This window comes from Niveispirillum sp. (genome assembly GCF_017996735.1).
Lineage (GTDB): Bacteria > Pseudomonadota > Alphaproteobacteria > Azospirillales > Azospirillaceae > Niveispirillum.
Window position 1 is genome coordinate 35,858 of record NZ_JAGOGJ010000007.1, and the last position, 23,973, is coordinate 59,830.

General features: G+C 64.3%; 16 protein-coding genes. 7 read left to right on the forward strand and 9 right to left on the reverse strand.

Going from position 1 to position 23,973, the window contains the following annotated elements; all coding sequences use genetic code 11:
* Window positions 1-322: 322 nt before the first annotated feature.
* The 3 genes from KBA48_RS04485 to KBA48_RS04495 all read right to left on the reverse strand — a co-directional run bounded on the left by KBA48_RS04485 (window position 323) and on the right by KBA48_RS04495 (window position 6,865).
* A complete protein-coding gene (locus KBA48_RS04485) occupies window positions 323-3,433 on the reverse strand; it encodes an efflux RND transporter permease subunit (protein WP_292903800.1) in 3,111 nt (1,036 codons plus the stop codon).
* A 187-nt stretch (window positions 3,434-3,620) separates the two neighbouring features.
* On the reverse strand, window positions 3,621-4,778 hold the full coding sequence (locus KBA48_RS04490; RefSeq protein ID WP_292903801.1) for a hypothetical protein: 1,158 nt from the start codon (window positions 4,776-4,778) through the stop codon (window positions 3,621-3,623).
* Between the two features lie 26 nt (window positions 4,779-4,804).
* Complete coding sequence (locus KBA48_RS04495; protein ID WP_292903802.1) at window positions 4,805-6,865, reverse strand: di-heme-cytochrome C peroxidase; 2,061 nt, start codon at window positions 6,863-6,865, stop codon at window positions 4,805-4,807.
* 210 nt (window positions 6,866-7,075) lie between these two features.
* Here KBA48_RS04495 and KBA48_RS04500 point away from each other — a divergent pair, with 210 nt between their 5' ends.
* From KBA48_RS04500 to KBA48_RS04510, 3 genes are all read left to right on the forward strand, one after another.
* Window positions 7,076-7,798 carry a hypothetical protein gene (locus KBA48_RS04500; RefSeq protein WP_292903803.1) on the forward strand — a complete coding sequence of 241 codons (723 nt, stop codon included), beginning with the start codon at window positions 7,076-7,078 and terminating at the stop codon, window positions 7,796-7,798.
* A 110-nt stretch (window positions 7,799-7,908) separates the two neighbouring features.
* On the forward strand, window positions 7,909-8,307 hold the full coding sequence (locus tag KBA48_RS04505) for a globin family protein (RefSeq protein ID WP_292903804.1): 399 nt from the start codon (window positions 7,909-7,911) through the stop codon (window positions 8,305-8,307).
* An 80-nt stretch (window positions 8,308-8,387) separates the two neighbouring features.
* A complete protein-coding gene (locus tag KBA48_RS04510; protein WP_292903805.1) occupies window positions 8,388-8,825 on the forward strand; it encodes a YbjN domain-containing protein in 438 nt (145 codons plus the stop codon).
* 38 nt (window positions 8,826-8,863) lie between these two features.
* Here the strand turns inward: KBA48_RS04510 and KBA48_RS04515 are convergent, their stop codons facing one another.
* The 4 genes from KBA48_RS04515 to KBA48_RS04530 all read right to left on the reverse strand — a co-directional run bounded on the left by KBA48_RS04515 (window position 8,864) and on the right by KBA48_RS04530 (window position 14,776).
* On the reverse strand, window positions 8,864-10,285 hold the full coding sequence (locus KBA48_RS04515) for a short-chain fatty acyl-CoA regulator family protein (protein WP_292903806.1): 1,422 nt from the start codon (window positions 10,283-10,285) through the stop codon (window positions 8,864-8,866).
* Window positions 10,286-10,364: 79 nt separating this feature from the next.
* On the reverse strand, window positions 10,365-10,790 hold the full coding sequence (locus KBA48_RS04520; protein WP_292903807.1) for a helix-turn-helix transcriptional regulator: 426 nt from the start codon (window positions 10,788-10,790) through the stop codon (window positions 10,365-10,367).
* Between the two features lie 243 nt (window positions 10,791-11,033).
* A complete protein-coding gene (locus KBA48_RS04525) occupies window positions 11,034-11,468 on the reverse strand; it encodes a hypothetical protein (protein WP_292903808.1) in 435 nt (144 codons plus the stop codon).
* A complete protein-coding gene (locus KBA48_RS04530; protein WP_292903809.1) occupies window positions 11,465-14,776 on the reverse strand; it encodes a winged helix-turn-helix domain-containing protein in 3,312 nt (1,103 codons plus the stop codon). Before KBA48_RS04530 ends, KBA48_RS04525 begins: the two co-directional genes overlap by 4 nt.
* A 488-nt stretch (window positions 14,777-15,264) precedes the next feature.
* Between KBA48_RS04530 and KBA48_RS04535 the strand changes: the two genes are divergently transcribed.
* From KBA48_RS04535 to scpA, 4 genes are all read left to right on the forward strand, one after another.
* A complete protein-coding gene (locus KBA48_RS04535; protein ID WP_292903810.1) occupies window positions 15,265-16,797 on the forward strand; it encodes an acyl-CoA carboxylase subunit beta in 1,533 nt (510 codons plus the stop codon).
* A gap of 167 nt (window positions 16,798-16,964) precedes the next feature.
* Window positions 16,965-18,965: an acetyl/propionyl/methylcrotonyl-CoA carboxylase subunit alpha gene (locus tag KBA48_RS04540; protein ID WP_292903811.1), complete on the forward strand. Its 2,001-nt coding sequence runs from the start codon at window positions 16,965-16,967 to the stop codon at window positions 18,963-18,965.
* 63 nt (window positions 18,966-19,028) lie between these two features.
* Window positions 19,029-19,418 (forward strand): hypothetical protein, encoded by a 390-nt coding sequence (locus KBA48_RS04545; RefSeq protein ID WP_292903812.1) that lies wholly within the window; start codon window positions 19,029-19,031, stop codon window positions 19,416-19,418.
* Window positions 19,419-19,524: 106 nt separating this feature from the next.
* Window positions 19,525-21,681, forward strand: a complete 2,157-nt coding sequence (gene scpA / locus KBA48_RS04550) for a methylmalonyl-CoA mutase (RefSeq protein ID WP_292903813.1) — start codon at window positions 19,525-19,527, stop codon at window positions 21,679-21,681.
* Between the two features lie 92 nt (window positions 21,682-21,773).
* Here scpA and KBA48_RS04555 read toward each other — a convergent pair whose 3' ends face one another.
* Window positions 21,774-22,745: a glucokinase gene (locus KBA48_RS04555; protein WP_292903814.1), complete on the reverse strand. Its 972-nt coding sequence runs from the start codon at window positions 22,743-22,745 to the stop codon at window positions 21,774-21,776.
* 42 nt (window positions 22,746-22,787) lie between these two features.
* Complete coding sequence (locus KBA48_RS04560; protein WP_292903815.1) at window positions 22,788-23,867, reverse strand: LacI family DNA-binding transcriptional regulator; 1,080 nt, start codon at window positions 23,865-23,867, stop codon at window positions 22,788-22,790.
* Window positions 23,868-23,973 lie beyond the last annotated feature (106 nt).

Here is a 23,973-nt window from a genome sequence, read left to right on the forward strand (position 1 = left end):
GGGAATATTGCACCCTTGTAATCAAAACCCCGTTACGTGGGCGTTTCGATATGTAACGGGGGTGTAAAGGTAGAGAATAGGCGGGGGTGCCGATTTTGCCCTCACCCTCCCACCGCTTCGCAACGGGCCCTCACCCTCCCGAACGCTGGCGCGTTCGGGCCCCTCCCTCTCCCGCAAGCGGTAGAGGGGCGAATTTAAGCACACCGCCAAGTTCCGCCCCTCGCCCACGAAGTGGGAGAGGGAGGGGCCCGCCGCGCAGCGGGGGGAGGGTGAGGGCGCGACCAAAACGTGAGGGAGCGACACCATCCAAGGAAAACCCCCACTACTCCGCCGCCAGCCGCGTCACCTTGGCCCCGTAATCCGGTCCCGGTTCCTGCACGGCGCGGCGGTGCTTCTCCCCCATGCGCAGCAGGGCCGGCAGCAGCAGCAGGGTGAACACCGTCGACACGGCCAGCCCGCCCGTCAGCACGGCGGCGATACCGCGATAGATGACGCTGCCCTCCCCCGGCACCACGATCATCGGCGCCATGCCGGCCACCGTCGTCAGGGTGCCCATGAAGATGGGCTGGATGCGGGACCGCAGGGCCTGATGCACGGCCTCGGCCCTTCCCTTGCCCTCCGCCTCGCACAGGCGCGTTTCATCGACCAGCAGGATGGCATTGTTGACCACGATGCCCAGCAGGATGATGAAGCCGATCATGGTCAGCAGGTCCAGCGGCTGGAACGTGAACAGGTTGGTGAAGTCCAGCAGCGCCAGCCCGCCCACGGTGGCCAGCGGGATGGAGATCATCACCATGGCGCTGTCCTTCACCGATTTGAAGGTCAGGGCCATCAGCAGGAACAGCAGGCCCAGGGCGATGATGAAATTCTTAGCCATGGCCGCCACCGTTGCATCCAGCCGGTCGGCCGATCCGCCATACCGCAAGGTGCCGTCGGCCGGCAGGAAGGCGCGCAATTGCGGCTCGATATCCCGCCGCAGCATGGTCATCACATCCTCCAGCGCGATATTCTCCCCCGGCTGCAGGTTCAGCGTGATAGTGCGGCGGCCATCGACCCGGGTGATGCTGGATGGCCCCACCTCGCGGGCAACCGACACAAGCTGGCCCAGCGGCACCACCGTGCCCGACGGGGTGGCCACCGGCACCTGTTCCAACTCCTCCGGACCCGTCCATTCCGGGGACCGCATGATGATGTCCAGACGGTTCTGCCCGTCGAAATGCTCGCCCAGCCACAAGCCATCGCCCAGGGCGCGCACTACCTGGCCCACCTGCACGCGGGTCCAGCCCACCTCCGAAATCCGGCGGTCATTGGGGGTCACGGTCAATTGCGGCTGTGCCATTTCCGGGTTGGGGTTGGACCAGGACTGCACGTCGGGCAGCTTTTCGCGCAGCAACGCCAGACCCTTGGATGCCGCGTCGGACAGGCCGGCCGCGTCGGACGATTGCAGCAGGATGGAGACATTTCCCTCCGCCCCCAGCCCGCCGAACAGATTGCCGCGATTGGCGAAGCCTTGCACATCGGGGAAGCCGGCCAGGATCTCGTTCTTCACGATGCCCATCATCTCGTCCAGGCGCGTGTCATCTTCCAGACGCACCGCGATGGACCCGCCGCCGGGCCAGCCCAGGACATAGAAATTCTTGGCCTTGGGCTGCTTCTCGCCTGTGTAATAGGGCATGAACCGGTCGACGATGACCTTCGCCACCTCCTCCCTCGACAGGTCGACCGACGTGCCCACGGGGAAGTTCAGGAAGGCATCGACGCTGTCGCGCTTCACAGGCGGCAAGTACGACATGGACGGGAACAGCAGGTACGATCCGCCCAGGGACAACGTCAGCAGACCGGCAATCACGGCGGCGCGCTTCCTGTTGGTGGCCGTCAGGTCCATGATCTTCAGCGACAGCCATTCCACCCACCGCGCCTCACCCCCCATGCGCGGCGTCACCTTCATCAGCTTGGCAGTCGCCACCGGCAGCACCGTGGCACAGACGATCAGGCTGATGGTGACGCCGACCGCGATGGTCAGGGCCAGATCGGCGAAGATCTGCCCCTCCACCTCGCGCATGAACACGATGGGCACAAAGGTGATCACGGTGGTGGCGGTGGACGCGAACAGGGCGGAGATGACGCGCCGCGTGCCCTCGTGGCTGGCCTCGTCATTGCCCATGCCCCGGTCGCGCATGCGCACGATATTTTCCAGCACGACGATGGCGCTGTCGATCACCATGCCCACGGCAAAGGCCAGCCCCGCCAGGGAGATGACATTGATCGACCGCCCCGTGATGGCCAGCACGGCAAACAGCGACAGCAGCGAGATGGGAATGGTCATGGCGACCAGCAGGGTCAGTTGCGTGCGCCGCAGGAACAGCCAGAGGGCCGCCACCGCCAGCACGATGCCCGACACCAGATTGCCCGACAGCAGGCCGATGGCATTCTCGATATAGACGGAGGGATCGAAGCTCTGATTGTTGGTCAGACCCTTCGCCTTCATCTCCCCGTCGCGCATCCCGGCCATCAGCTCCTTGACCTCGGTCAGGGTGGCCAGGACATTGGCCCCCTCGCGCCGGATGACGCGCAGGCCGATGGCCTCGTTGCCATTCTGGAAGGCATATTGCCATTGCCGGCCCAACTGCACCTTGACCTCAGCCACGTCGCCCAGCTTCACCGGCCGCCCGTCGCGCCATTCCAGGACCAGATCGCTGAACTGTTCCGGCTTGAACCTTCCCTTATAGCGGACCGTATAGATGCGGCGGCCATCATCGACGAAGCCGCCCGTCACATCCTGCGCCCGGCCCACCAGGCCTGACACGGTGGGGATGGTGATGCCATACTGGGCCATCCTGAACGGGTCGAAGATGATCTGCACTTCCTGCTGCGGCGCCTCGGCCTGTCCGCCGAAATCCACGCGCGCCACGCCCTGGATCGCCTCGATCCGGGGGATCACATCCTCGATCAGGTAATGGTAATGGTCGGTCAGGGCGCCGGCCGTGCCCGGCAGCTTCTGCACGAAATAATAGATCAGGGTCTCATTGGCATTGTCGCCCCCGCCCATGATCAGGCGCGGCGGATCGGCATCGGCGGGGCGCGAGGGGATGCGGTTCAACCGGCTGATGACATCCAGCATGGTCTGCTGCATGTCGGTGCGCGCATCGAATTCCAGGCTGACAAAGGCCCCGCCGGGATTGGCGAAGCCCTGCATCTCCGTGACGCCGGGCAGGCCCTTCATCACGTCCTCGATGGGCTCCAGGATCTCGCTTTCCACCTCCTGCGGGCTTGCGGCGCGCCAGGATGCCTCGATGCCCAGCGTGGGCTGCTTGACCTCGGGGAAAAGCTGCACCGGCAGCGTCAGCACCGACCAGATGCCCAGCCCCATCACGATCAGCACCGCAACACCCAGTGCCGCCGGATTGCGCAGACCCAGCTTGATGAGATCCATGACCAACCCCTGTCCGTTCGGGACTTATAAAAAGGGCGTGTCCGGCCGTCCGAAAACCGCCCGCCCATGGGATCACCATAGGCGGGGTCATGTAACCTGTCCGTTGGGCTTGGTTAATGAATGGTAGGGATTTGTAACGGATCGTTACAAAAGGGAAGGGCAGGGGGCGTCGGGCATGTCACCCGTCTCACCCGCCGCCGCCGGCCGGTGTGGCGCCAAGGTTGGCCGTGGCCTGACGCAGGGCAAAAATCCGCTCATAGATGGCCTTGCGCATGCGGTTGACGGCGCCCAGCGGCTTATGGTCCGGCAGCGCGTGCCAGGGGGAATAGGAACTGGCCTCGCAGGCCGCGTTCTGCGGTTCGGTGTTGAAATCCTGCTCCGGGATGTCGATCCGCGCCACCTCCTGGAACGGGGCCTCGGTTTCCGACCATTCATAGCGCGGATCCTCCACGCTCATCCCCGCCGTCCGCACCTGGACCATGAACCGCATGCAGGCATTGCCCACCGACAATTGCCGCACCATGGCGGCCCGCAGATAGTTGGGGTTCTTGGTATCGGGAATGATCACCGGCAGCGGATCGCATGGCATGGCGGAATATTTGACGGCCACGGCATCCGGGCCGCTGCCCAACTGGTACGGCACCATCGACCAGTACCGGGTGTTCAACGGGTTGTCGATGCGCGAACTGGTGGCCCCCACCGCGTTCATCGTGCCCTTCCAGCCGATGGAGGTGAGGACAAGCACGGGCTGCAGCCATTGCGTCAGCTTGTTGGCGCTGTCGGTATAGCCGACCAGGGTCTGATAATCCTTGGGCGCCGCCACCAGGAAGGTGGGGTAGTTGATCATGATGAAATCCTGCGACGGCACGGCCCCCGGTGCCACCAGCAGGGGCGTACCGGGCAGGGGCCTGTCGGCGGTGCCCGTCACCTTCACCGCCATGCCGCGCCCATCCTTGTCATAGTCGGGGCGCGTGGGATTCTCGTTGGAATTGGAATAGCGGATGACGGCGTGATAGGTGCCGGGTTCCGCGAACAGGCCCCGGCGCAGCGCGGCGGGGACATCATCCCGCACCGTGAAACGGGCCTGGACACAGCCATGCGGCTTGGGATGCGCATCGCGGCGTACCGGCACGTCGACATACATGCGCAGCAGATGCGCCTGAATGATGGCCGCCACACGGGCCGCCGCCTCCACCTCGTCCGGCTGCAACTGTTCGCCCGGCCCGTCGGCGCGGGGATAGTCGGCCGGCGGTATCGGCCGGTAATATTCATCACCGGTTTCGGCACAGCCGGCCAGCAGGGCGACGGCGGCGGTGCCGAAACAGAGGCGGGTCCATTTGGACATGGTTCTTCCCCGGTTGGTGCGGACGGTCATAGCGTCTTCAGATATTCGATCAACGCCAGCTTGTCGTCATCGCCCAGTTCCGTCCCATAGAGCCGGCCGGTATGGCCCGTGTTGAAATTGCCGGGAAAGCCCGTGTCGAATTCATAGGTCTCGCGACCCGGCTCCGGCTCGGTCTGGTAGCCGACCTTGACGGGGTCGAACTGCCGGCTGCCGACATGGAAGCTCGTGGGCCGCCTCTTTTCATCGGTCAGCAGGTCGGCCAGGGTGGGCACGGAACCATTATGCAGATAAGGGGCCGTGGCCCAGATGCCCGTCAGCGGCCGCGCCTTGTAGGAGCGGGGGTCCGCCCCCTTGTCGAAGGAACCGGTATAGGTTTTCGACAGGCGTCCGGCGGAGATCGTGTTGCTGAAATCCGACAGCAGCACACCGGCCACCTGCACGACCAGCGCCTCGCCACGGTCGGGCAGGGTTGTGCCGTAAGGCTTGGCCCAGAATTCGACGAGGTTCGGGCGCTTGCCTTCCAGCTTGCCGCTTTCCCATTCCAGACCCGTTTCCTTGTTCAGCCGCAGCAGGAAATTGTCGGCCATGGCGGGGTCGGTGCCGATGACGGAGGTCTGGATCAGGGTGGCCTTGTAGGGTTCCCCCTCATCCTTGCGGGCGATCACCTGATGGCACAGGCTGCAATTCACCTTTTCGTCCTGCTTGCCATTATAGATCTGGGCGCCGCGTGCGGCCTTTTCCTTATCGATGGCGGGCAGGACACCGTCCGGCCAGCGCGGCGAACGCAGGCTGGACAGCCAGTTCTCGATATGGCCCAGATTCATGGTCAGCACAGTCGAGGCAAAACCGAAACGCGGGTCCTTGCCGGGCACATCCTCGAACGAGCCGTCAGAGACGGTGTATTTCGAGGGATCGTTGGGCGTGACCCGGATGCGCCCGTAAACGCCCAGCACCTCGCCCGTATTGCGGCCCAACGGACCGACCCCAATACCCAGGACGGAGGTGTTCTGTGCGAAACCATTCCATTGCACCACGTCCGACTGGGGTGCGCCCCAGAGGAAAGGATAGCTGACCGGAGCATTGGACGGGGAGTAGTTGGCCTCCGGCACCGCGATATTGTAGCCGGATACCTGATTGAAAATGGCGCCGATGGCATCAATGCGGCCATTGCCCGGCAAGGGCACATAATTATCCCGGATGATGGCATCCTGCCGCGCCCGCGCCTCCAGCGTCTGGATACGCAGATTGGCCTTCAGCGCCGTGTTCTTGGCCTCATAGGCGTCATAGGTGGAGACGCCCGGCTTGGCATCGACGGGGCATTCCTTGCTTTGGTGGCTGCCGCACAGGTTGCGGCGCAGATATTCGGCCAGCCAGATCTGATGCTCCGCCATCTGGCCCAGCAGTTCATTGCGGGCGGCGGGCGTATCGGCCGGGATGAAGCCTTTGGCCACCAGTTGCGTCACGAACCGGTCGAACTTGTCCTTCTGCTCCGACGTGACCAGCAGGGCATCCAGCAGTTCGGCGTTGAGACGGTAGAAATCACCCAGCGATGGCGCCCCGTCGATAATCAGCGACTTGCCGCCGTAATCCAGCCGGTTGGTGTGGCAGGCCGCGCAGTTGGGACCAGCCCAGGCCATGCCCGGCTTGCCATCCGGCCCCTTGGCCCCCGGCGTCACGGTAAAGCCGATGGGCAGCGCCTCCGGATTCCAGATATCCTTTTGTGCGGGGATATAGCCCAGCCTTTCCATATTGGCGGGCGCGAGAAATCGTTCCTGATTGTTCGCCTGTTCCACCGCCAGAAGCCAGCCATAGGGCACCATCCAGGACCCTTGCGGTGTGAACCAGAAGGCGCGGCGCTGATCGGCGGACCAGCCCTGATCCACCCCCCACCAGCCCGCCCAGCCATCCTGGCCGGGCGCCAGCTCCGCCACGCCGCCCATGGCATTGCTGGCCTGCCATTTCGGAACCGGCAGTTTGCCGGCCGGAACGCTGCCAATCTCGACATGGCTGGTATCGGCCCCACAGGCCGTCAGCCCCAGGATAAAAGCTGCCAGCGGCAGAGTCCGTATCCAAGTCTTGCGCACCATGCCCCCCTGTTCCGCCCCACACATGATCGGTATCATGGTTAAAATCACTCGCCGGACGATTGCATGATTTTAGTACGTTAACAATAATTAATATGTTTAAGGATTATGGCCTATGGCACGGATTGCGACAATCCGGCGGCCTCTGTTTTCCGCGTAACCTTTCTGGCGTCGCGTGCGAATATCGAAGGGCTCGCTTCCAGGGATATCGTCTTGCGCCTTGTGCTTTCGCTCTGCCTGGCCGTGATGGTCATCGCCGCCGCCCTGCCCGCCGGTGCCCAGACCACCGATCTGCGCTGCGGTCCCGATCTCTATCGCCCCGGTATCATTCTGACCGCGTCACCCGTTTGCGGCGCTGTCTATAGCGAGCATGTCCAGGGGCTGGGCCGCCTGCATCTGGGCGTTTTCCGCTCGCTTGACCGCACGAAACCGGATGAGGCGGCAGGGCGGGTCATCAATCTGACGGCGGGCACCTTCTACCGCCTGTCCGACGACATCGCGACATTCACGGATTACGGGTTCCGCATCGAGGATGGGCACCCGGCCTTCGCCCTCTATCATGATGTCATCCATTACGCGTCCGACGAGCTGCGGTTTTTCGCGGGCTATGAGGGGGTGCGGTTCTTCAACGGTTTCACGCGCGCCTATGACAGCCTGCATGTGGCAGCAGAACAGAAGCTGCGCCTGGATGATGGCCGGCTGACCATCGATCTGGTCGCCATGGCCTATTGGACGCGGCGCGGCGACGGCCCCGCCGCCGCCAGTTTTTCCGGCCTGAACCCGTGGGTGGAGGCGACGTGGCAACCCTGGCGCGCCACCGGCCCCCGCTGGCAACGGGTGCTGCGTTTCTATACGCAGGTTGCGGGGTTCACGGGACAGAAGGGGCGGCCCGACCTGTACCTGACCGGGTTCGCCGGCATCCGCACCAGTTTCTGAGGCACATGAGGCGAAAATTCATGTCCGGCTACAGTAACTGATATAATATCCAACACCCCTGCGCACGCTGCCGTGGCGCCCGGCCGGTTTTACTTTCACCAGGAAAAATCATGCAGAGCATTGATATCGAGCGGGTCCAGCGCACGTTCGGCAAGGTCGCCCTCCAGAAGGAGGCGGTCGCCGCCCAGTTTTACGACCGGCTGTTTGAGTTGGATGCCTCGCTGCGCCCCCTGTTCAAGGCCGACATCCGTGCCCAGGGCGAGAAGCTGATGTCCACCCTGGCTGTGGCCGTTCGCAACCTGAAGACCCCGGACCTGATCCGTGATTCCATCGCCAAGATGGGGCAACGACACCAGACCTATGGCGTCAGGGACAAGGATTACGACACGGTCGCCGCTGCCTTGCTGTGGACGCTGGAGAAGAATCTGGGGCCGGACTTCACGCCAGAGGTCCGCAAGGCCTGGACGGAGGTCTATCTGCTGGTTGCCAGGTTGATGAAGGCGGCCTGACCATCCTTGCTGGAAAGGATTGCCTGTCCCTGTCGGGCTGTTGCATGGTCCCGCCGGCATTGGCAGGAAAGGGAAGGCGGATGTTGGACAAGCTTTTGAAAGGGGTAACCCTGGCCGACCTGGAAGCGGCGCTGGAACGGCTGGGTCTGCCCGCAACGCAGGACCTGACCCCGGCAGGCGCCCCCGTGTTGCGCAGCGCCATCGGCGGCCTGACCTTCAATATCCGCCCCGGCGCCCAGGTCGACCCCGAGGCCGCCCGCTATGGCGACTATAATTTCAACCTGATGTTCCAGGTGCAGGATCATTTCGATCCCGCCATCCTGAACCAGTGGAACCGCCATAAACGGTTCGCCCGCTTTTCCCTGCGGGATGATTTCCTGGTCCTGGAGATGGATAATCTGGCCGTCGGCATCAGCGGCGATCAGATCCTGGCCAGCCTGGAACTCTGGGGCCGGCTGGTGGTGGAAGCGCTGAATTTCCTGCGCACCGCGCATGGGGCGGAGGCGGGGCACTCGTAAGTTTTCATGCGCCTTCACGGGTCAGCCGTAAAGAAGCCCTAACTCACGGTGTAGGGCACCACCCGCCGCTCATGCGCATCCACGCGCAGCGCCTTGCCGATGGGCGGGAAGGCGCGGTGGCGGCAATCCTCGCGGTCGCAGACCTTGCAGTTGGAGCCGATGGGCACCGCCGCGTCGACATTGCGCAAATCCAGCCCCGCTGAATAGACCAACTGGTCGGCGTAGGCGATTTCGCAGCCCAGGCCCACCGCCGCCTCACGCGGGCGCGACAGGTAGGAATTGCCCTTTGCCACCACGGTGCGCGCGATGCACAGATAGGTGGCGCCATCGGGCATGCGCGCCTGCTGTACCAGGATGCGCCCCGGCTGGGCAAAGGCCTGATGCACGTTCCACAGGGGACAGGCGCCGCCGAACCGCGCGAACTGGAACCGCGTGGCGCTGGACCGTTTGGCAATATTGCCTGCCATGTCCACCTTTACGAAATAGAAGGGCACGCCCGGCATGCCGGGCCGCTGCATGGTGGACAGGCGGTGGCAGACCTGTTCGAAGCTGACATTAAAATGCGCTGACAGCCGGTCGATATCGTAGCGCATGCGCTGCGCCTCGGTCAGGAACCGCTTGTAGGGCAGGATCAGGGCGCCCGCGAAATAGTTGGCCAAGCCTACGCGCAGGATCGACCGCGCCTCGATGCTGGACAGGCCCGCCTCGGCCACCAGCCGTTCGATCTCCACCCCGTAATCCAGCAGGGCGATCTGGTGCGCGGCGAAGAAGGTCCGGCTTTCGCGCGGGGTGCCTTCGGAAACCAGCAGTTCCTTGTCGTCGGGATCATAGCGCCACAGCACGTCATGCCGGGCCAGCATGGGCGAGACACGGATGGTCACCCCATGCCGGTCGGCCAGATGCTGGGCAAGATGTTCCAGCAGCCGGTCCTTGGAAAAATGCCCGCCCTCGAACAGATCCTCGGCCGCGTGGTCCAGCGTTTCGAAATGGTTGCGCTGCTGCTGCACGAAGTCGCGCACCTCGTCATAGGGGAAGGCCGCCGGCCCTACCACCGCGTCGCCGCCCCCCACCTTGTCCATCAGCGCCTTATATTCCTCGTCCAGCCCCTGATAGGCGCGATATAGTTTCAGCAGCGATCCCATGATGGAAGGTGCGGCGCGCACCGCATCGCGGATGCCCGCAAACGTCACCGACGCATCCCCGAACAAGGGATCGCCCAGCACCTCGCGCAGTTCGGACGCCAGCCTTGTGTCGCTGTCATCGGCGAAATGGCTGGGCTCCACCTGGAAATAGGTGGACAGGCGGATCACGGCGGCGGCCGATAGCGGCCGCTGGTTATTCTCGATCTGGTTCAGGTAGGAGGTGGAAAGCCCCACCTCTGTGGCCAGTTGCGCCTGGCTGATGCCCCGCGTCTCGCGTAGTCGGCGGATGCGTTCACCGGCATAGATTTTGGCGGTCATGCTGCGGCGCTCTCCGTTGCCCGTGCGGGTCCCTGTCGGGCCGGATGTTACCCGGTCCGGGGCGCAGCGCCATAGGCTTTCACGCCGGCAGGATGACGCGGCCCCGCGTGATCATCTCTCCCACCGTGCGCACGCCCAGCTTTTCGCGCGCCCGCTCCCGGTGTTTCTGCACCGTCAGAGGGCTGATCTTCAACAGGCGTGCGATCTCCTTGCTGGTGCAGCCAGCCACGACATGGCGCACCACCTCCGCCTCACGCGGGCGCAGCAGGTCCCAGGGCAGGGGGGCGGCCGTCGCGGTCTCCGTCTCCTCCTCCGCTATCTGGCCGCCGGCAAAGGCGATCAATTGTGCCGTGGACCGGAGCCCCGCCTTGCGCATGATGGCGGAGCGGTGCTTACGGATTGTCAGTTCACAGATACCCAGTTCGGCGGCGATCTGCGCACTCTTCAACCCGCGTCCGGTCAGTGTCAGAACCTGGCGCTCGCGGGGGGTCAGCATCTCGGACATGGGCGGCACAATCCCTGGCAGGTGGACGATGACCAGACCCTGCCAGGGATCGGAAGAATTCTTCCTTCTGTTATTCTTCCGACGCTTAGTGATTTGATTATGATGGATTTTTTAAAGGAAGAATCGCGGGCGGCCGGCAGGTGGGAAAGGGGGCGGACCCGGGTCTGGTCCGCCCCCATTTGCGGAAGTGGAAGAATTCTTCCGCATCATGCTGCCGGCCTGATCGTCAATCAGGCGCCCGGATCAATCGCGGCCGGTATTGATGATTTCCGGATCGGAGGCGAAGCCGCCTGTCGGTCCGTCGCCGTTGCCCCCGAAATCCTGAATAAAATAGAACAGCGTGACATCGCCCACCGCATGGTCGCCGACATGAAGGTAAGTGTCACTGACGGTGACGGCTTCATCCGTGACCGATGCCAATTTCAGATCGTCACAGACCCCGGCTTGATTCCGGATGGGCGTGACATTGGCGCCCGTGAAGAAGAACGGAACCTCCTGGGCTTCCAGATCCCGATAGAAGGATATCTTGTCGTAACCTGGCGGAACAAGGATCGACAGATTTTTGTCCGGCTGCCCATTATAGAATAGAGCCGGAACGACACCGCCGCCTTCATGGGGCACATACCGGCAGGTGATCTTGATGGGCAGAGTTTTGTCGCCGGGTGAAGAGATGCTCATCTGACTGTTCCTTCCTGTTGGTTCGGCTGGCTGGAATGGGTGCGCAGATAATCGGCGTCGCGATAACCGATCTGGTCCAGCACCCGCTGACCGCCTTCGGCGGCCTGCTGGGCGCCGCCGCAACGATTGGCGCGCACCCAGGGATCAAGGATTCTGTAATCGCGGCTGTTCTCTGCGACGCTGCGCAGATTGTCGGCCGCCTCAAGGCAGGTGGTTTTGGCGGCTTCGGCACGACCGCCCGCCGTCTCGATGGCCGCGCGGGCCAGCAAGGTGTTTGACAGCAGGACGCTGCGCATCTTGTCCTTCTGCCCCTGCCGGTTGACCGACTGTGCGATGGAGCGTGCGACGGCTTCCGCCGGGCCGATGGCGTTTGCCGCACCGGACAGGTCCCCCCGCCGCAGCAGAATCTGGGCGTTCAACAGCCGCGCCTGACCCAGAAGCCGCAACTGGGCGTCGTCGGCGGGATCGGTCTGTACGGACTTCTCCAGCCCGGCCAATATCGGTTTGACGATGTCCGATGCGGGGCCCGTGTTTTCATTGGCCAGGTAAAGCCGCGCGGTCAGAAGCCCGATCTCTGCTTCATCCGCCCGCCACAGCTTGTTTGCGGGTTCCTTGGCAAGGCATTCGCCAATCTGCCGCATGGCCAGGTTCAGGGTGGTGATTGCATCGGCACTGTGCCCCTGCGCGGCCAGCAACGCCCCTTTCAGCCGATGGGCGAGCGCAAGCCGGTAGGACCAGCCCAGCGTGTTCGGCTCCGCGGTGCGCAAAGTCTCCAGAACCTGTCTTTGCTGATCATAGAGGTCGGCGGCTTCACCCAGCCGGCCGGCCTGGGCGCGGGCATTGGCCAGCCAGGACAAACCATTGGCCAGTCCCGCCGCAAGCGCGCGGTCGTCGGGGCGTTCCCGCATGGCGCGACGCTTCAGCTCAAGAGACAGCTCGAAATCGGCCGCCGCGTCGGTAATCTCGTCACGGCGCAGCTTCAGGCTGCCCAGACTGCTGAGAGCGTAGGAAAGTTCCAGCCAGGCATCGACGTCATCGGGCGCCAGACGCACCATCTCCTGCGAATAGTCGCGATAGCGGGCCAGTTGGCTGGCCGCCTCCGGCAGCTTGCCCTGGTCATAGGCGATCTGCCCGAACCAGAAGGCGATGGCCCCCAATTGCTTCAGCAGGTCCCCATCGGCGCCGCTTTCCGCCCGGTTGGCCAGCAGAAGCAACTCCGCCCGTCCCAGCGCCGTCAGCGCCGCATCCACATTGCCGCGTGACCGGTTCACGTCGGCCAGCGTCAAAAGCGCCTTTGCCTGCCGCAATCGCAGCGGACCGGGCACGCGGCCGGGGTCCTCAGCGGTCAGATAGGCCATGGCCTTCTGCGCCACCCCGTCCAGCAGGTCCAGCTTGGCCAGCGGTTGCAGTTTCTCCGTCAGGTCGCCCAGCATGAAGTCGACCAGGCCCTCCGCCTCCTCCCGGCGCTGGGCCGCCAGTGTTTCCGCCTGCCGGGCCTGGAACCCCATGGCAACGGCCACCAGCGCCACGAGGGCAAAACCGGCTACCGCCCCCAGGCGCAGACGGTCGGCGCGGCGGGCCTGCCGTGCCGACGCATTGATCAGGGCCGTCACCTCGGCCGACAGGGGCACGGTGCGCGCCGTCAGCAACTCCATCGCCTCCGCCAGCGGCCGTCCCTTGCGCAAAAGCCGGTCGGCTCGCCGCCCGTCGGCCAGCCATTGCTGGGTCTCGCCCTCCAGCCGGGTGCGGATGCGCAGGGCCTGGTGATGTTCGGCGATCCAGGCGACGGCGCGCGGCCATTGCCGTAGCAACGCCTCATGTGCCACCCCGAACACCGGTTCGGTCGCATGCACCAGGCTGACGAACAGCCGTTCATCGACAAAGGTCTGTACCAGCCGCCTTTCATCCGGCCCTGACAGGGCGGACCAGGGTGCGCGCAGGCCACGGGCGGCGCCGTCGCCGCCCCCCACCGCCACGATCAGGGAGAAGATGCGCGGCAGTGCCGCCTGCGCCGCCGGCGGCAGCCCGGCCAGGATGGCGTCGGCCCGGCGGCCGATGGCCCCGTCGATGCCGCCCAACGCCCGATAGGCGGTGATGGTCAGTTCCCGCGCCGGGCTGCGTTGCTGGTATAATTGCTCCAGCGTATATTGCAGCAGGGGCAGGGCGTCGGGATTTTCCGCCACCCCGTCGCACAGCATGTCGTCCAGGCGGGTGCCCGTCTCCGGATCGATGCCGAACCGCAGGTCGGCCACCTGGGCGGGCAGACGGATCATCTGCATGATCTCCGCCCGCGCCGGTGGCGACAGGTCGACATGCCCGCCATCGGACTTGCCCTCCATCAGCACCGGTTCGCGCGCCAGATCGGGATAGAAGTCGTTACGGCAGGCGGCGATGATCACGAACTGTCCCGACCGGGCCAGCCGGTCCAGCGCCGACAGGAAGCGGGCGCGCGGTCCCGCGCCATCTGCCCCACCGCTGAACAGCACCTCCAGACGATCGATGAACAGGGCAAAACGCTGTCCCGCCGCCGCCGGGTCGGTGATGCTGGGCATGGGGTTCCGCCCATCCTCCCCGCCGGTCAGAACGCGGCCCAGCGTTTCGGCATTCTGCCCGGCAAAGATCGGCTGGCCCTCGATCTCCAGGTCCAGCAGCGCGCCGCCCAGGGCCGTGGGCAGCGGCAGGCCGCCGGCATCGCCCAGGTCCAGGCCAGCCGCCGCCGCCACCCGCAACGGGCCCCCGCCCTGCAACAGGGCCGGCAGCATCCCCGCCTGTACCAGTGATGTCTTGCCGCTGCCGCTGGGACCCAGCACCAGCACAAAGGGCCGCCCCGCGGCGGTGCGTGCCGCCAGCGCCGCACCCAGCCGCGCCAGGGCCACATCGCGGCCGAAAAACACCGATGCATGACCGGGGCCGAACGGGTTCAGCCCCACATAGGGCGATTGCCGCGACCAGAGATCGGTCGGCGGCGCCAAGGCATGGCCGGGTGGAAAGCTGACCGGCGCGATGGTCCGGTAACCGCGCTTGCGGATATTTTCGATATAGGCGGGCTGACTGGCGCTGTCACCCAGGGCGCGGCGGAGCTGCGCCACCGCCTTGTGTACCTGATTTTCCCCCACCGCGATGCCGTCCCAGCACAGATGCAGCAGGTCGTCGGCGCTCAGGATGCTGCCGGCGCGGTGACACAGGGCCGACAGCACATCCATGGCCCGCGGCTCCACCTGGGTTTCCAGCGCATCGGACAGATGCCGCAGGGTGCAGGACCGCATATCGACCTGCCATTCGCCAAACTGGAAACGTTCGCTTTTCAAGGTTGGTCCCGCTGATCATGACGGATATGCAACTTCTTATAGTGTCTATCCAGGCAGGGCATCAAATAATGGTTTTGTTCCTGGCACGGCACGTGCCATCAGGATTTTGACGCATAGGACTTGATGCGGTTGCGCCGATGGTGGATGGGCGCTCACTATGGAAGACGGGTCTGGTCATATCCATCCCACTGATTACGTAGTAGTGTATCGAGGCGGATTTGTTCTCTGCTCGCGTCAGTGGGAGCAGGCGGTTAAGCAGCGCCCAACGCTGTGACCGGCGGCCTGTGCGGCGGCCGGTAACCTGCGGCGATCCTGCCGGCCAGACGGTTTGTCCTTGGCCACGCGGCGTGGATTGCAAATTCGCAAAATTCGCAATGCACACCGGTCCCCTTCGCATTTCCACACCCATCCACGCCTTTCCAGGCCATGCTGAAATTTGCAAACTCCGCTCAACCTTCCATGAACCTTTCCCAAAGGGCGGATTTCCTATGCAGGACGTGCTGGTACGGTTGGAGAAGATGCGGGCCGGTGCCCGTCAGGGCGGCGGCGAAAAGCGGATCGCGGGCCAGCATTCCAAGGGCAAGCTGACGGCGCGGGAGCGTATTGAAATCCTGCTGGATGAAGGCTCGTTCGAAGAATGGGACATGTTCGTCGAACATCGCTGCGCCGATTTCGGCATGGCGGAGCAGAAGGTGCCCGGCGACGGCGTGGTGACTGGACATGGCACCATCAATGGCCGTCTGGTCTTTGTCTTTTCCCAGGATTTCACGGTGTTCGGCGGCTCCCTGTCGGAAGCGCATGCCGAGAAGATCTGCAAGATCATGGATCAGGCGATGAAGGTGGGTGCGCCCGTCATCGGCCTGAATGACAGCGGCGGTGCCCGCATCCAGGAAGGTGTGGCCTCGCTCGGCGGTTATGCCGAAGTGTTCCAGCGCAATGTGCTGGCCTCTGGCGTCGTGCCGCAGATCAGCCTGATCATGGGCCCGTGTGCCGGTGGTGCCGTGTACAGCCCGGCCATGACCGACTTCATCTTCATGGTGAAGGACAGCTCCTACATGTTCGTCACCGGCCCCGATGTGGTGAAGACGGTGACGCATGAGGTGGTGACGGCGGAGGAACTGGGGGGTGCTGTGACCCATACGGCCAAGTCCGGCGTTGCCGATCTGGCCTTTGAAAACGATGTGCAGGCGCTGCTGGAAACCCGCCGTCTGGTGGACTTCCTGCCCCTGTCCAACCGGGAGAAGCCGCCGTCGCGCCCCACGCACGACACGGCGGACCGGCCGGAACTGTCGCTCGACACGCTGATCCCGGCCAATCCGAACAAGCCCTACGATATGAAGGAACTGATCCTGAAGATCGTGGACGAGGGCGATTTCTTCGAAATCCAGCCGGATTACGCGAAGAACATCATCACCGGCTTTGCCCGCATGCAGGGTTCCACCGTCGGTTTTGTGGCGAACCAGCCCATGGTGCTGGCCGGCTGCCTGGATATTGACAGCGCCATCAAGGCGGCGCGCTTTGTCCGCTTCTGCGACGCGTTCAACATCCCCATCGTCACCCTGGTGGATGTCCCCGGCTTCCTGCCCGGCACCAGCCAGGAATATAACGGCATCATCAAGCATGGCGCCAAGCTGCTGTTCGCCTATGCCGAGGCCACCGTGCCCAAGGTGACCCTGATCACCCGCAAGGCCTATGGCGGGGCCTATGACGTGATGGCGTCCAAGCATCTGCGCGGCGACGTGAATTATGCCTGGCCCACCGCCGAAATCGCGGTGATGGGGCCGAAGGGTGCCGTGGAGATCATCTTCCGCGGTGATATCGGTGATCAGGCCAAGATCGAGGCGCGGACCGAGGAATATCGCCAGAAATTCGCCAATCCCTTTGTGGCGGCGGGCCGTGGCTATATCGACGACGTCATCATGCCCCACAATACCCGCCGCCGCCTGTGCAAGGCGCTGTCGATGCTGAAGAACAAGCAGCTCCAGAACCCCTGGAAAAAGCACGATAATCTGCCGCTGTAACTCCATCTTCCCTCGCCCACGAACGGGGGAGAGGGAGGGGCTCGGGAGGGTGAGGGGAAAACGTTGCATATACCCTCACCCTCCCACCCGCTGACGCGGGCGGGCCCCTCTCTCTCCCGCTGATGCGGGAGAGGGCACGAAAGCGCCCGCCTCGGAGGCACACGCCCATGTTCAAGAAGATCCTTATCGCCAACCGTGGCGAAATTGCCTGCCGCGTCATCAAGACCGCCCGCCGCATGGGCATCAAGACGGTGGCCGTCTATTCCGACGCCGATGCCGGCGCCCTGCATGTCGAGATGGCGGACGAGGCGGTGCATATCGGCCCCGCGCCCTCGGCCCAGTCCTACCTGATCGCCGACAAGATCATCGCGGCGTGTAAGCAGACCGGTGCCGAGGCTGTGCATCCCGGCTATGGCTTCCTGTCGGAAAAGGCCCCGTTCTGCGAAGCGCTGAAGCAGAACGGCATCGTCTTTATTGGCCCCGATGTGCATGCCATCGGCGCCATGGGCGACAAGATCGAGAGCAAGAAGCTGGCCAAGGCCGCCGGCGTCTCCACCGTTCCCGGTTATCTGGGCGTCATCAAGGATGATGAGGAAGCGATCCGCATCGCCCGCGATATCGGCTTCCCCGTGATGATCAAGGCCTCGGCCGGCGGCGGCGGCAAGGGCATGCGTGTGGCCTGGAATGAAGGCGAGGTGGCCGAGGGCTTCCGTTCCGCCACCAATGAGGCGCGGTCGAGCTTCGCCGACGATCGCGTGTTCATCGAGAAATATATCACCGAGCCGCGCCATATCGAAATCCAGCTTCTGGCCGACGCGCATGGCAATGCCGTCTATCTGAACGAGCGTGAATGCTCCATCCAGCGCCGCCACCAGAAGGTGATCGAGGAAGCGCCGTCGCCCTTCCTGGACGCGGCCACCCGCAAGGCCATGGGTGAACAGTCGGTGGCGCTGGCCAAGGCCGTGCAGTACCGCTCCGCCGGCACGGTGGAATTCATCGTCGACAAGGATCGCAATTTCTACTTCCTGGAGATGAACACCCGCCTGCAGGTCGAACATCCGGTGACCGAGATGATCACCGGCCTCGACCTTGTCGAACTGATGATCCGGGTGGCGGCGGGTGAAAAGCTGCCCATCAGCCAGGATGATGTCGGCATCAATGGCTGGTCGCTGGAAGCGCGTGTCTATGCCGAGGAGCCCACCCGTGGCTTCCTGCCCTCCACGGGCCGCGTCACCCGCTACCGCCCGCCGGTGGAAGGCAAGCGCGAGGATGGCTCCATCGTCCGCGTCGATACCGGCGTGTATGAGGGCGGCGAGATCAGCATGTATTACGATCCGATGATCGCCAAGCTGATCACCTGGGCGCCTTCGCGCGATCAGGCGACTGACGCCATGGCCGATGCTCTGGACGGGTTCCAGATCCGGGGTGTGGGCCACAATATCTCCTTCCTCACCTCCCTGATGCAGAAGCAGCGGTTCCGCGACGGCCGCCTGACCACCAACTTCATCGCGGAGGAATACCCGGACGGCTTCCACGGCCTGACGCCGGACCCCGCCGTGCGTGACCGGTTACTGGCACTGGCTACTGTCCTGCATCATCGCCGCGCCAGCCGCGACGCCATGATCTCAGGGCAAGTGGCGGGCCATGGGTTCCACGTGGCCCAGGATTGGGTGGCGCGCGCGGATCGCCAGAACCACAAGACCCACCTGTCCTTTGCCGGCGGTGCCGCCACCGTCACGCTGGACAGCGGCCCGCACACCGTGCTGGGCGACTGGGAAATCGGCCAAAGCCTGTGGGAAGGCACCGTCGCCGGTGTCGCCATGACCGTACAGGTCGATATCAAGGGCACGTCACTGGTCCTGACCCATGGCGGCTTCGCCTTCGTGGTGGACGTCCTGACCCCGCGCGCCGCTGACCTTGCCGACCTGATGCCGGTGAAACTGCCGCCTGACATGTCCAAATACCTGCTGAGCCCCATGCCGGGCCTGCTGGTGTCGGTGTCGGTGAAGGAAGGCGAGGCCGTGAAGGCCGGTCAGGAACTGGCCGTGGTCGAAGCCATGAAGATGGAAAACATCCTGCGCGCCGAGGCCGACGGTACGGTGAAGAAGGTCCACGCCGTCAAGGGCGCCAGCCTTGCCGTGGATGAAAAGATCATCGAGTTTGAGTGAGCGTAACGGCAGGGGAATGATGGGCTCATGCAACAGGCCACAAACATATTTCGGGTGATCTTGATGATCACCGTGGCCGGGGTGGGCTACATAATACTGCTCTTCCTGCTGTCGTCCCTGCTGCCCAGGCCGGAAGCCGGTTGGGCGGTGATGTTGCGGGATGCTGCGCTTAACCTGCTGCTGGCGTTTGGTCTCGGCATGGTGCAATGGCGGGCTAACTCCCGCCATCGCGATGCGATTGCCCTGGGGACCGGGGTCGCGCTCTCGTTGTTCTGGATGGTGGGCAGCCTTCCGCTGCAACAACCGGCAACGATGGTGAAGCTGACGCTGCCGGATGCCCCGATAGCGTCGCACGGCGGTATTCCCGACGACCAGCCCCTGTATCCCTTTGCCATGATGCTGACCACCGTCGCTGGATTGGTGGCAACTTGGCGATGGCGGAGAATATCATGATGGCTCATCGCCATGTTCCGTGCGGCAACACGAATGCCGGCCACTGTCTGAGTCACACCGCTACAATCATGCGGAAATTTGAATTTGCCTCCCGCGGAGATCGCCCATGACCACCCAGTTCCCGACCAAGACCCTCGCCGACTGGGAAGCGCTCGCCGCCAAGGATGCCGGCAAGGATGCGCAACTCTCCGACCTGACCCGCACCACGGCAGAAGGTCTGGCGGTCAAGCCGCTCTACACGGCCGAGGACCTCGCCGATCTGGAGACGGTGGGCACCCTCCCCGGCTTCGCGCCCTTCACGCGTGGCCCCCGTGCCACCATGTATGCGGTGAAGCCCTGGACCATCCGCCAATATGCGGGCTTCTCCACGGCGGAAGAGAGCAACCGCTTCTACCGCGCCAATCTGGCCGCAGGGCAAATGGGCCTGTCGGTGGCCTTCGATCTGGCCACCCATCGCGGCTATGACAGCGACCATCCCCGCGTCGTGGGTGATGTCGGCAAGGCCGGCGTGGCGATCGACAGCGTCGAGGATATGAAGATCCTGTTCGACGGCATCCCGCTCGACAAGATGTCCGTCTCCATGACCATGAACGGCGCCGTTCTGCCCATCCTGGCCATGTATATCGTGGCCGGCGAGGAGCAGGGCGTCCCGACGGAGAAGCTGTCCGGGACCATTCAGAATGATATTCTGAAGGAGTTCATGGTCCGCAACACCTATATCTACCCGCCCGAACCCAGCATGCGGATCATCGCCGATATCATCGAATATACGGCGAATTTCATGCCCAAGTTCAACTCCATCTCCATCTCCGGCTATCATATGCAGGAGGCCGGCGCCACGGCGGTGCAGGAGCTGGCCTTCACCTTGGCCGACGGCATGGAATATGTCCGCGCCGCCCTGGCCAAGGGCCTGAACGTGGACAAGTTCGCCCCGCGCCTGTCCTTCTTCTTCGCCATCGGCATGGACTTCTTCATGGAAGTCGCCAAGCTGCGCGCCGCCCGCCTGTTGTGGGCCAAGCTGATGGACAAGCATTTCCAGCCCAAGGATGCCCGTTCCCTTGCGCTCCGCACCCATTGCCAGACCTCGGGCGTGTCCTTGACCGAACAGGACCCCTACAACAACGTCATCCGCACGACGATCGAGGCGATGGCCGCCATCATGGGCGGCACGCAGAGCCTGCACACAAACAGCTTTGACGAGGCGCTGGGCCTGCCCACGCCGTTCAGCGCCCGCATCGCCCGCAATACACAGTTGATCATCGCCGAGGAAACCCGCATCCCGCATGTGGTCGATCCGCTGGGCGGCAGCTATTATGTCGAACACCTCACCGCCTCCCTGGCCGAGGCGGCGGAAAAGCTGATCGATCAGGTCGAGGAAATGGGCGGCATGACCAAGGCCGTGGAAAGCGGCCTGCCCAAGCTGATGATCGAGGAAGCCGCCGCACGGCGTCAGGCCCGCATCGACCGGGGCGAGGAAGTGATCGTCGGCGTCAACAAGTACCGTCCGCAGAACCCGGAAAAGGTGGACGTTCTCGACATCGACAACACCGCCGTGCGCGAGGCCCAGGTCGCCCTGTTGCAACGCATCCGGGCCACCCGAGACGATGCCAAGGTGAAGGAAACCCTGGCCGCCCTGACCCAGGCCGCGCGGGAGAAGTCCGGCAACCTGCTGGCCCTGGCGGTGGATGCCGCCCGCGCCCGCGCCACCGTTGGAGAGATTTCCGACGCCATGGAAGAAGTCTTCACGCGCCACCGCGCCACCATCCGTTCCGTCTCCGGTGTCTATGGTGCCGCTTATGAGGGCGATGCCGGCTTCCAGCAGATCCAGAAGGACGTGGCCAGCTTCGCCGAGACGGAGGGCCGCCGCCCCCGCATGCTGGTGGTGAAGATGGGCCAGGACGGCCATGACCGCGGCGCCAAGGTCATCGCCACCGCCTTTGCCGATATCGGCTTTGACGTCGATGTCGGCGCCCTGTTCCAGACCCCGGAAGAGGCCGCCCGCCAGGCCATCGAAAACGACGTGCATGTCGTGGGCGTCTCCAGCCTGGCCGCCGGCCATAAGACGCTGGTTCCGCAACTGGCCGCCGCGCTGAAGGAGCAGGGGGCCGGTGACATCCTGATCGTCTGCGGCGGCGTCATCCCGCCCCAGGATTACGAATTCCTGCTGAATGCCGGTGCGTCGGCCATTTACGGCCCCGGAACGAACATTCCCAAGGCTGCTGCCGAGATCATGTCCATGATCCGCGCCAAACGCGGCGCCTGACCTTCACTTCACCCCCGCGCCCCCTCCACAAGAGGGGAGAGGGCGCGGCCCCGGCCCGTCAGGGCCAGGAAAGGGCAGGGAGTTGAATGCCGTTACTTCCCCACCCGCCGGACATGGGCGGCCAGACCCAGGAAGGCGGGGTAGGGGTGGGTGACGACATAGGTGGGGATGGGCCCCAGGAAGGCGCGCATGCGGCCCTTTTCCACGAACCGCTTGCGGAAGCGGCTATGGGTGAACCAGGTCAGGAAGCGGGGAATGATGCCGCCGGCGATGAAGACGCCGCCGCGTGAGCCCAGCGACAGGGCCAGATTGCCGGCCACGGCGCCCAGCATGGCGCAGAACATGTCCAGCGCCTCCACACAGATGGCGTCGCGCTTGCCCACGGCGCGGTCGGAAATCTCGGCGGCGGTCAGCTTTTCCGGCTCCACCCCGTCCAGGAAGCAGAGCGTTTCATAAAGGTTGACGAGGCCGGGGCCGCAAACCAGCCGTTCGGCCGAGACATGTTCGAACTGTTTGCGCAATTGCGACAGGACGGCACTTTCGCGATCGGTGATGGGGGCCATGGTGACATGCCCGCCCTCTGTTGCCAGGGCCGTGAAATGACCGGCGCTGTCGGGCACCAGGGCCGAAACGCCCAGGCCCGAACCCGGCCCCAGAACCGCGATGGGAGAGCCGGCGACCGGGTCGCCATCGCCCACCTGGGTATAATCATCGGGCGTCAGTTCGGGGATGCCCAGCGCCACGGCGGTGAAATCATTGATCAGGTCCAGGCGCGCCAGACCCAGATCATGCGCCACGGCCTTGATGGAGAATTCCCAGGCCAGATTGGTCATGCGGATCAGGTCGCCCGTGACCGGGGAGGCGACGGCGAAGGTGGCGATTTGCACCTTGCCCACCAGATCCTGGATTTTCAGGTAGGTCAGCGCCGCATCCTGCAAGGTGGGATAGTCGGCGCAGCGCAGCACCTGTTCGTTATAGGGCGCACCGGTCGGCCCCACCAGGGCGAAGCGGGCATTGGTGCCGCCGATATCGGCGATCAGGAAGGGGGCGGTACCGTCGGTCATGGGTGTCGTTCCAGGCGGGCGGAGAGGCGGTTTGGAAATGGGTCAGGCACTGCGCACGGGACGCAGCGCCGCACCGGGCTGGCCAGGGGCCGGGCCGGTGGACCCGCGGATGATCAGGGAATGGTCAAGCTGCCGGTGCGGCATGGGGTTTTCCCACACGCCCGCATCCTTGCGCTTGATCAGTTCCAGCAGAATATCGGCGGCGGCTTCGGCCATCTGGATCACGGGCTGGCGAATGGTCACCAATTGCGGCCAGACCATGCTGGCGATGGGCATGTCGTCGAAACCGACCACGGAAAGCTGTTCGGGCACGGTGATGCCCATGCCATGCGCCACCGCCAGGGTGGCGGCGGCCATTTCGTCATTCGATGCCAGGATGGCGGTGGGCCGGTCGGCCCGTTCCAGCAGCCGCGTGGCGGCCGGCAGGGCAGCGCTATAGTTGAATTCCCCGATCTCGATCAGGTCGGGCATGGGGGCCAGACCATGGTCGGCCAGCGCCTCGCAAAAGCCGGCATAGCGCAGGCGGGTGGCGGCATGCTGCGCCTTGCCCTTGATGAAGCCGATGCGCCGGTGGCCCAGATTGATCAGATGCTCGGTCAGGTCGCGCGTCGCCTTCCATTCATCGATGCGCACGATGGGCGAGGTGTCGATATCCCGGTCGGGCGCGATGCGCACATAAGGCACGCCGGCCCGTTGCAGCACATTCAGCACGATGGGATTGTCGGTGACGGGCGGGGTCAGGACCACGCCGGCCATACGCACCTGATTGACCAGGGCGGCGGCGCGTTCCTCCACATCCGGGGCGTTATAGGCGATTTCCTCGATCAGCAGATGATAACCGGCGGCGCGGCAGCGGTTCAGCATGCCCAACTGAATGTCGTGCGTGTACTGGCCGCCGGTATCGCCATAAAAATGGCCGATCAGGAAAGAGCGTTCGCCGGCCAGACTGCGCGCCGACAGCGAGGGCTGATAGCCAAGCTGCGTGATGGCCGCCTGCACCCGCTGGCGCACCACGTCGCGGACATTCGGTTCCTTGTTCATCACGCGGCTGACGGTCTTGATCGACACCTCGGCCAGGGCCGCGACGTCGTTGATCGTCGGCTTGCGATGCGACTGCGCCATTTTCACTGAATCTCCCGGTTTGACCGGTGTAATTGTCTGCCTATTCGATTGCCGGGTCCACCATCAAAAGCCGCAAAAGTGGCGGAACCATGCGGGTTCCGCCACG

Coding starts and splice junctions, on each gene's coding strand:
- KBA48_RS04505 (WP_292903804.1), top strand. CDS start 7,909: ATGCAGAGCATTGATATCGAGCGGGTCCAGCGCACGTTCGGCAAGGTC.
- KBA48_RS04545 (WP_292903812.1), top strand. CDS start 19,029: ATGATCACCGTGGCCGGGGTGGGCTACATAATACTGCTCTTCCTGCTG.
- KBA48_RS04525 (WP_292903808.1), bottom strand. CDS start 11,468: ATGAGCATCTCTTCACCCGGCGACAAAACTCTGCCCATCAAGATCACC.
- KBA48_RS04510 (WP_292903805.1), top strand. CDS start 8,388: ATGTTGGACAAGCTTTTGAAAGGGGTAACCCTGGCCGACCTGGAAGCG.
- KBA48_RS04560 (WP_292903815.1), bottom strand. CDS start 23,867: ATGGCGCAGTCGCATCGCAAGCCGACGATCAACGACGTCGCGGCCCTG.
- KBA48_RS04485 (WP_292903800.1), bottom strand. CDS start 3,433: ATGGATCTCATCAAGCTGGGTCTGCGCAATCCGGCGGCACTGGGTGTT.
- KBA48_RS04535 (WP_292903810.1), top strand. CDS start 15,265: ATGCAGGACGTGCTGGTACGGTTGGAGAAGATGCGGGCCGGTGCCCGT.
- KBA48_RS04490 (WP_292903801.1), bottom strand. CDS start 4,778: ATGTCCAAATGGACCCGCCTCTGTTTCGGCACCGCCGCCGTCGCCCTG.
- KBA48_RS04540 (WP_292903811.1), top strand. CDS start 16,965: ATGTTCAAGAAGATCCTTATCGCCAACCGTGGCGAAATTGCCTGCCGC.
- KBA48_RS04515 (WP_292903806.1), bottom strand. CDS start 10,285: ATGACCGCCAAAATCTATGCCGGTGAACGCATCCGCCGACTACGCGAG.
- KBA48_RS04495 (WP_292903802.1), bottom strand. CDS start 6,865: ATGGTGCGCAAGACTTGGATACGGACTCTGCCGCTGGCAGCTTTTATC.
- scpA (WP_292903813.1), top strand. CDS start 19,525: ATGACCACCCAGTTCCCGACCAAGACCCTCGCCGACTGGGAAGCGCTC.
- KBA48_RS04555 (WP_292903814.1), bottom strand. CDS start 22,745: ATGACCGACGGTACCGCCCCCTTCCTGATCGCCGATATCGGCGGCACC.
- KBA48_RS04520 (WP_292903807.1), bottom strand. CDS start 10,790: ATGTCCGAGATGCTGACCCCCCGCGAGCGCCAGGTTCTGACACTGACC.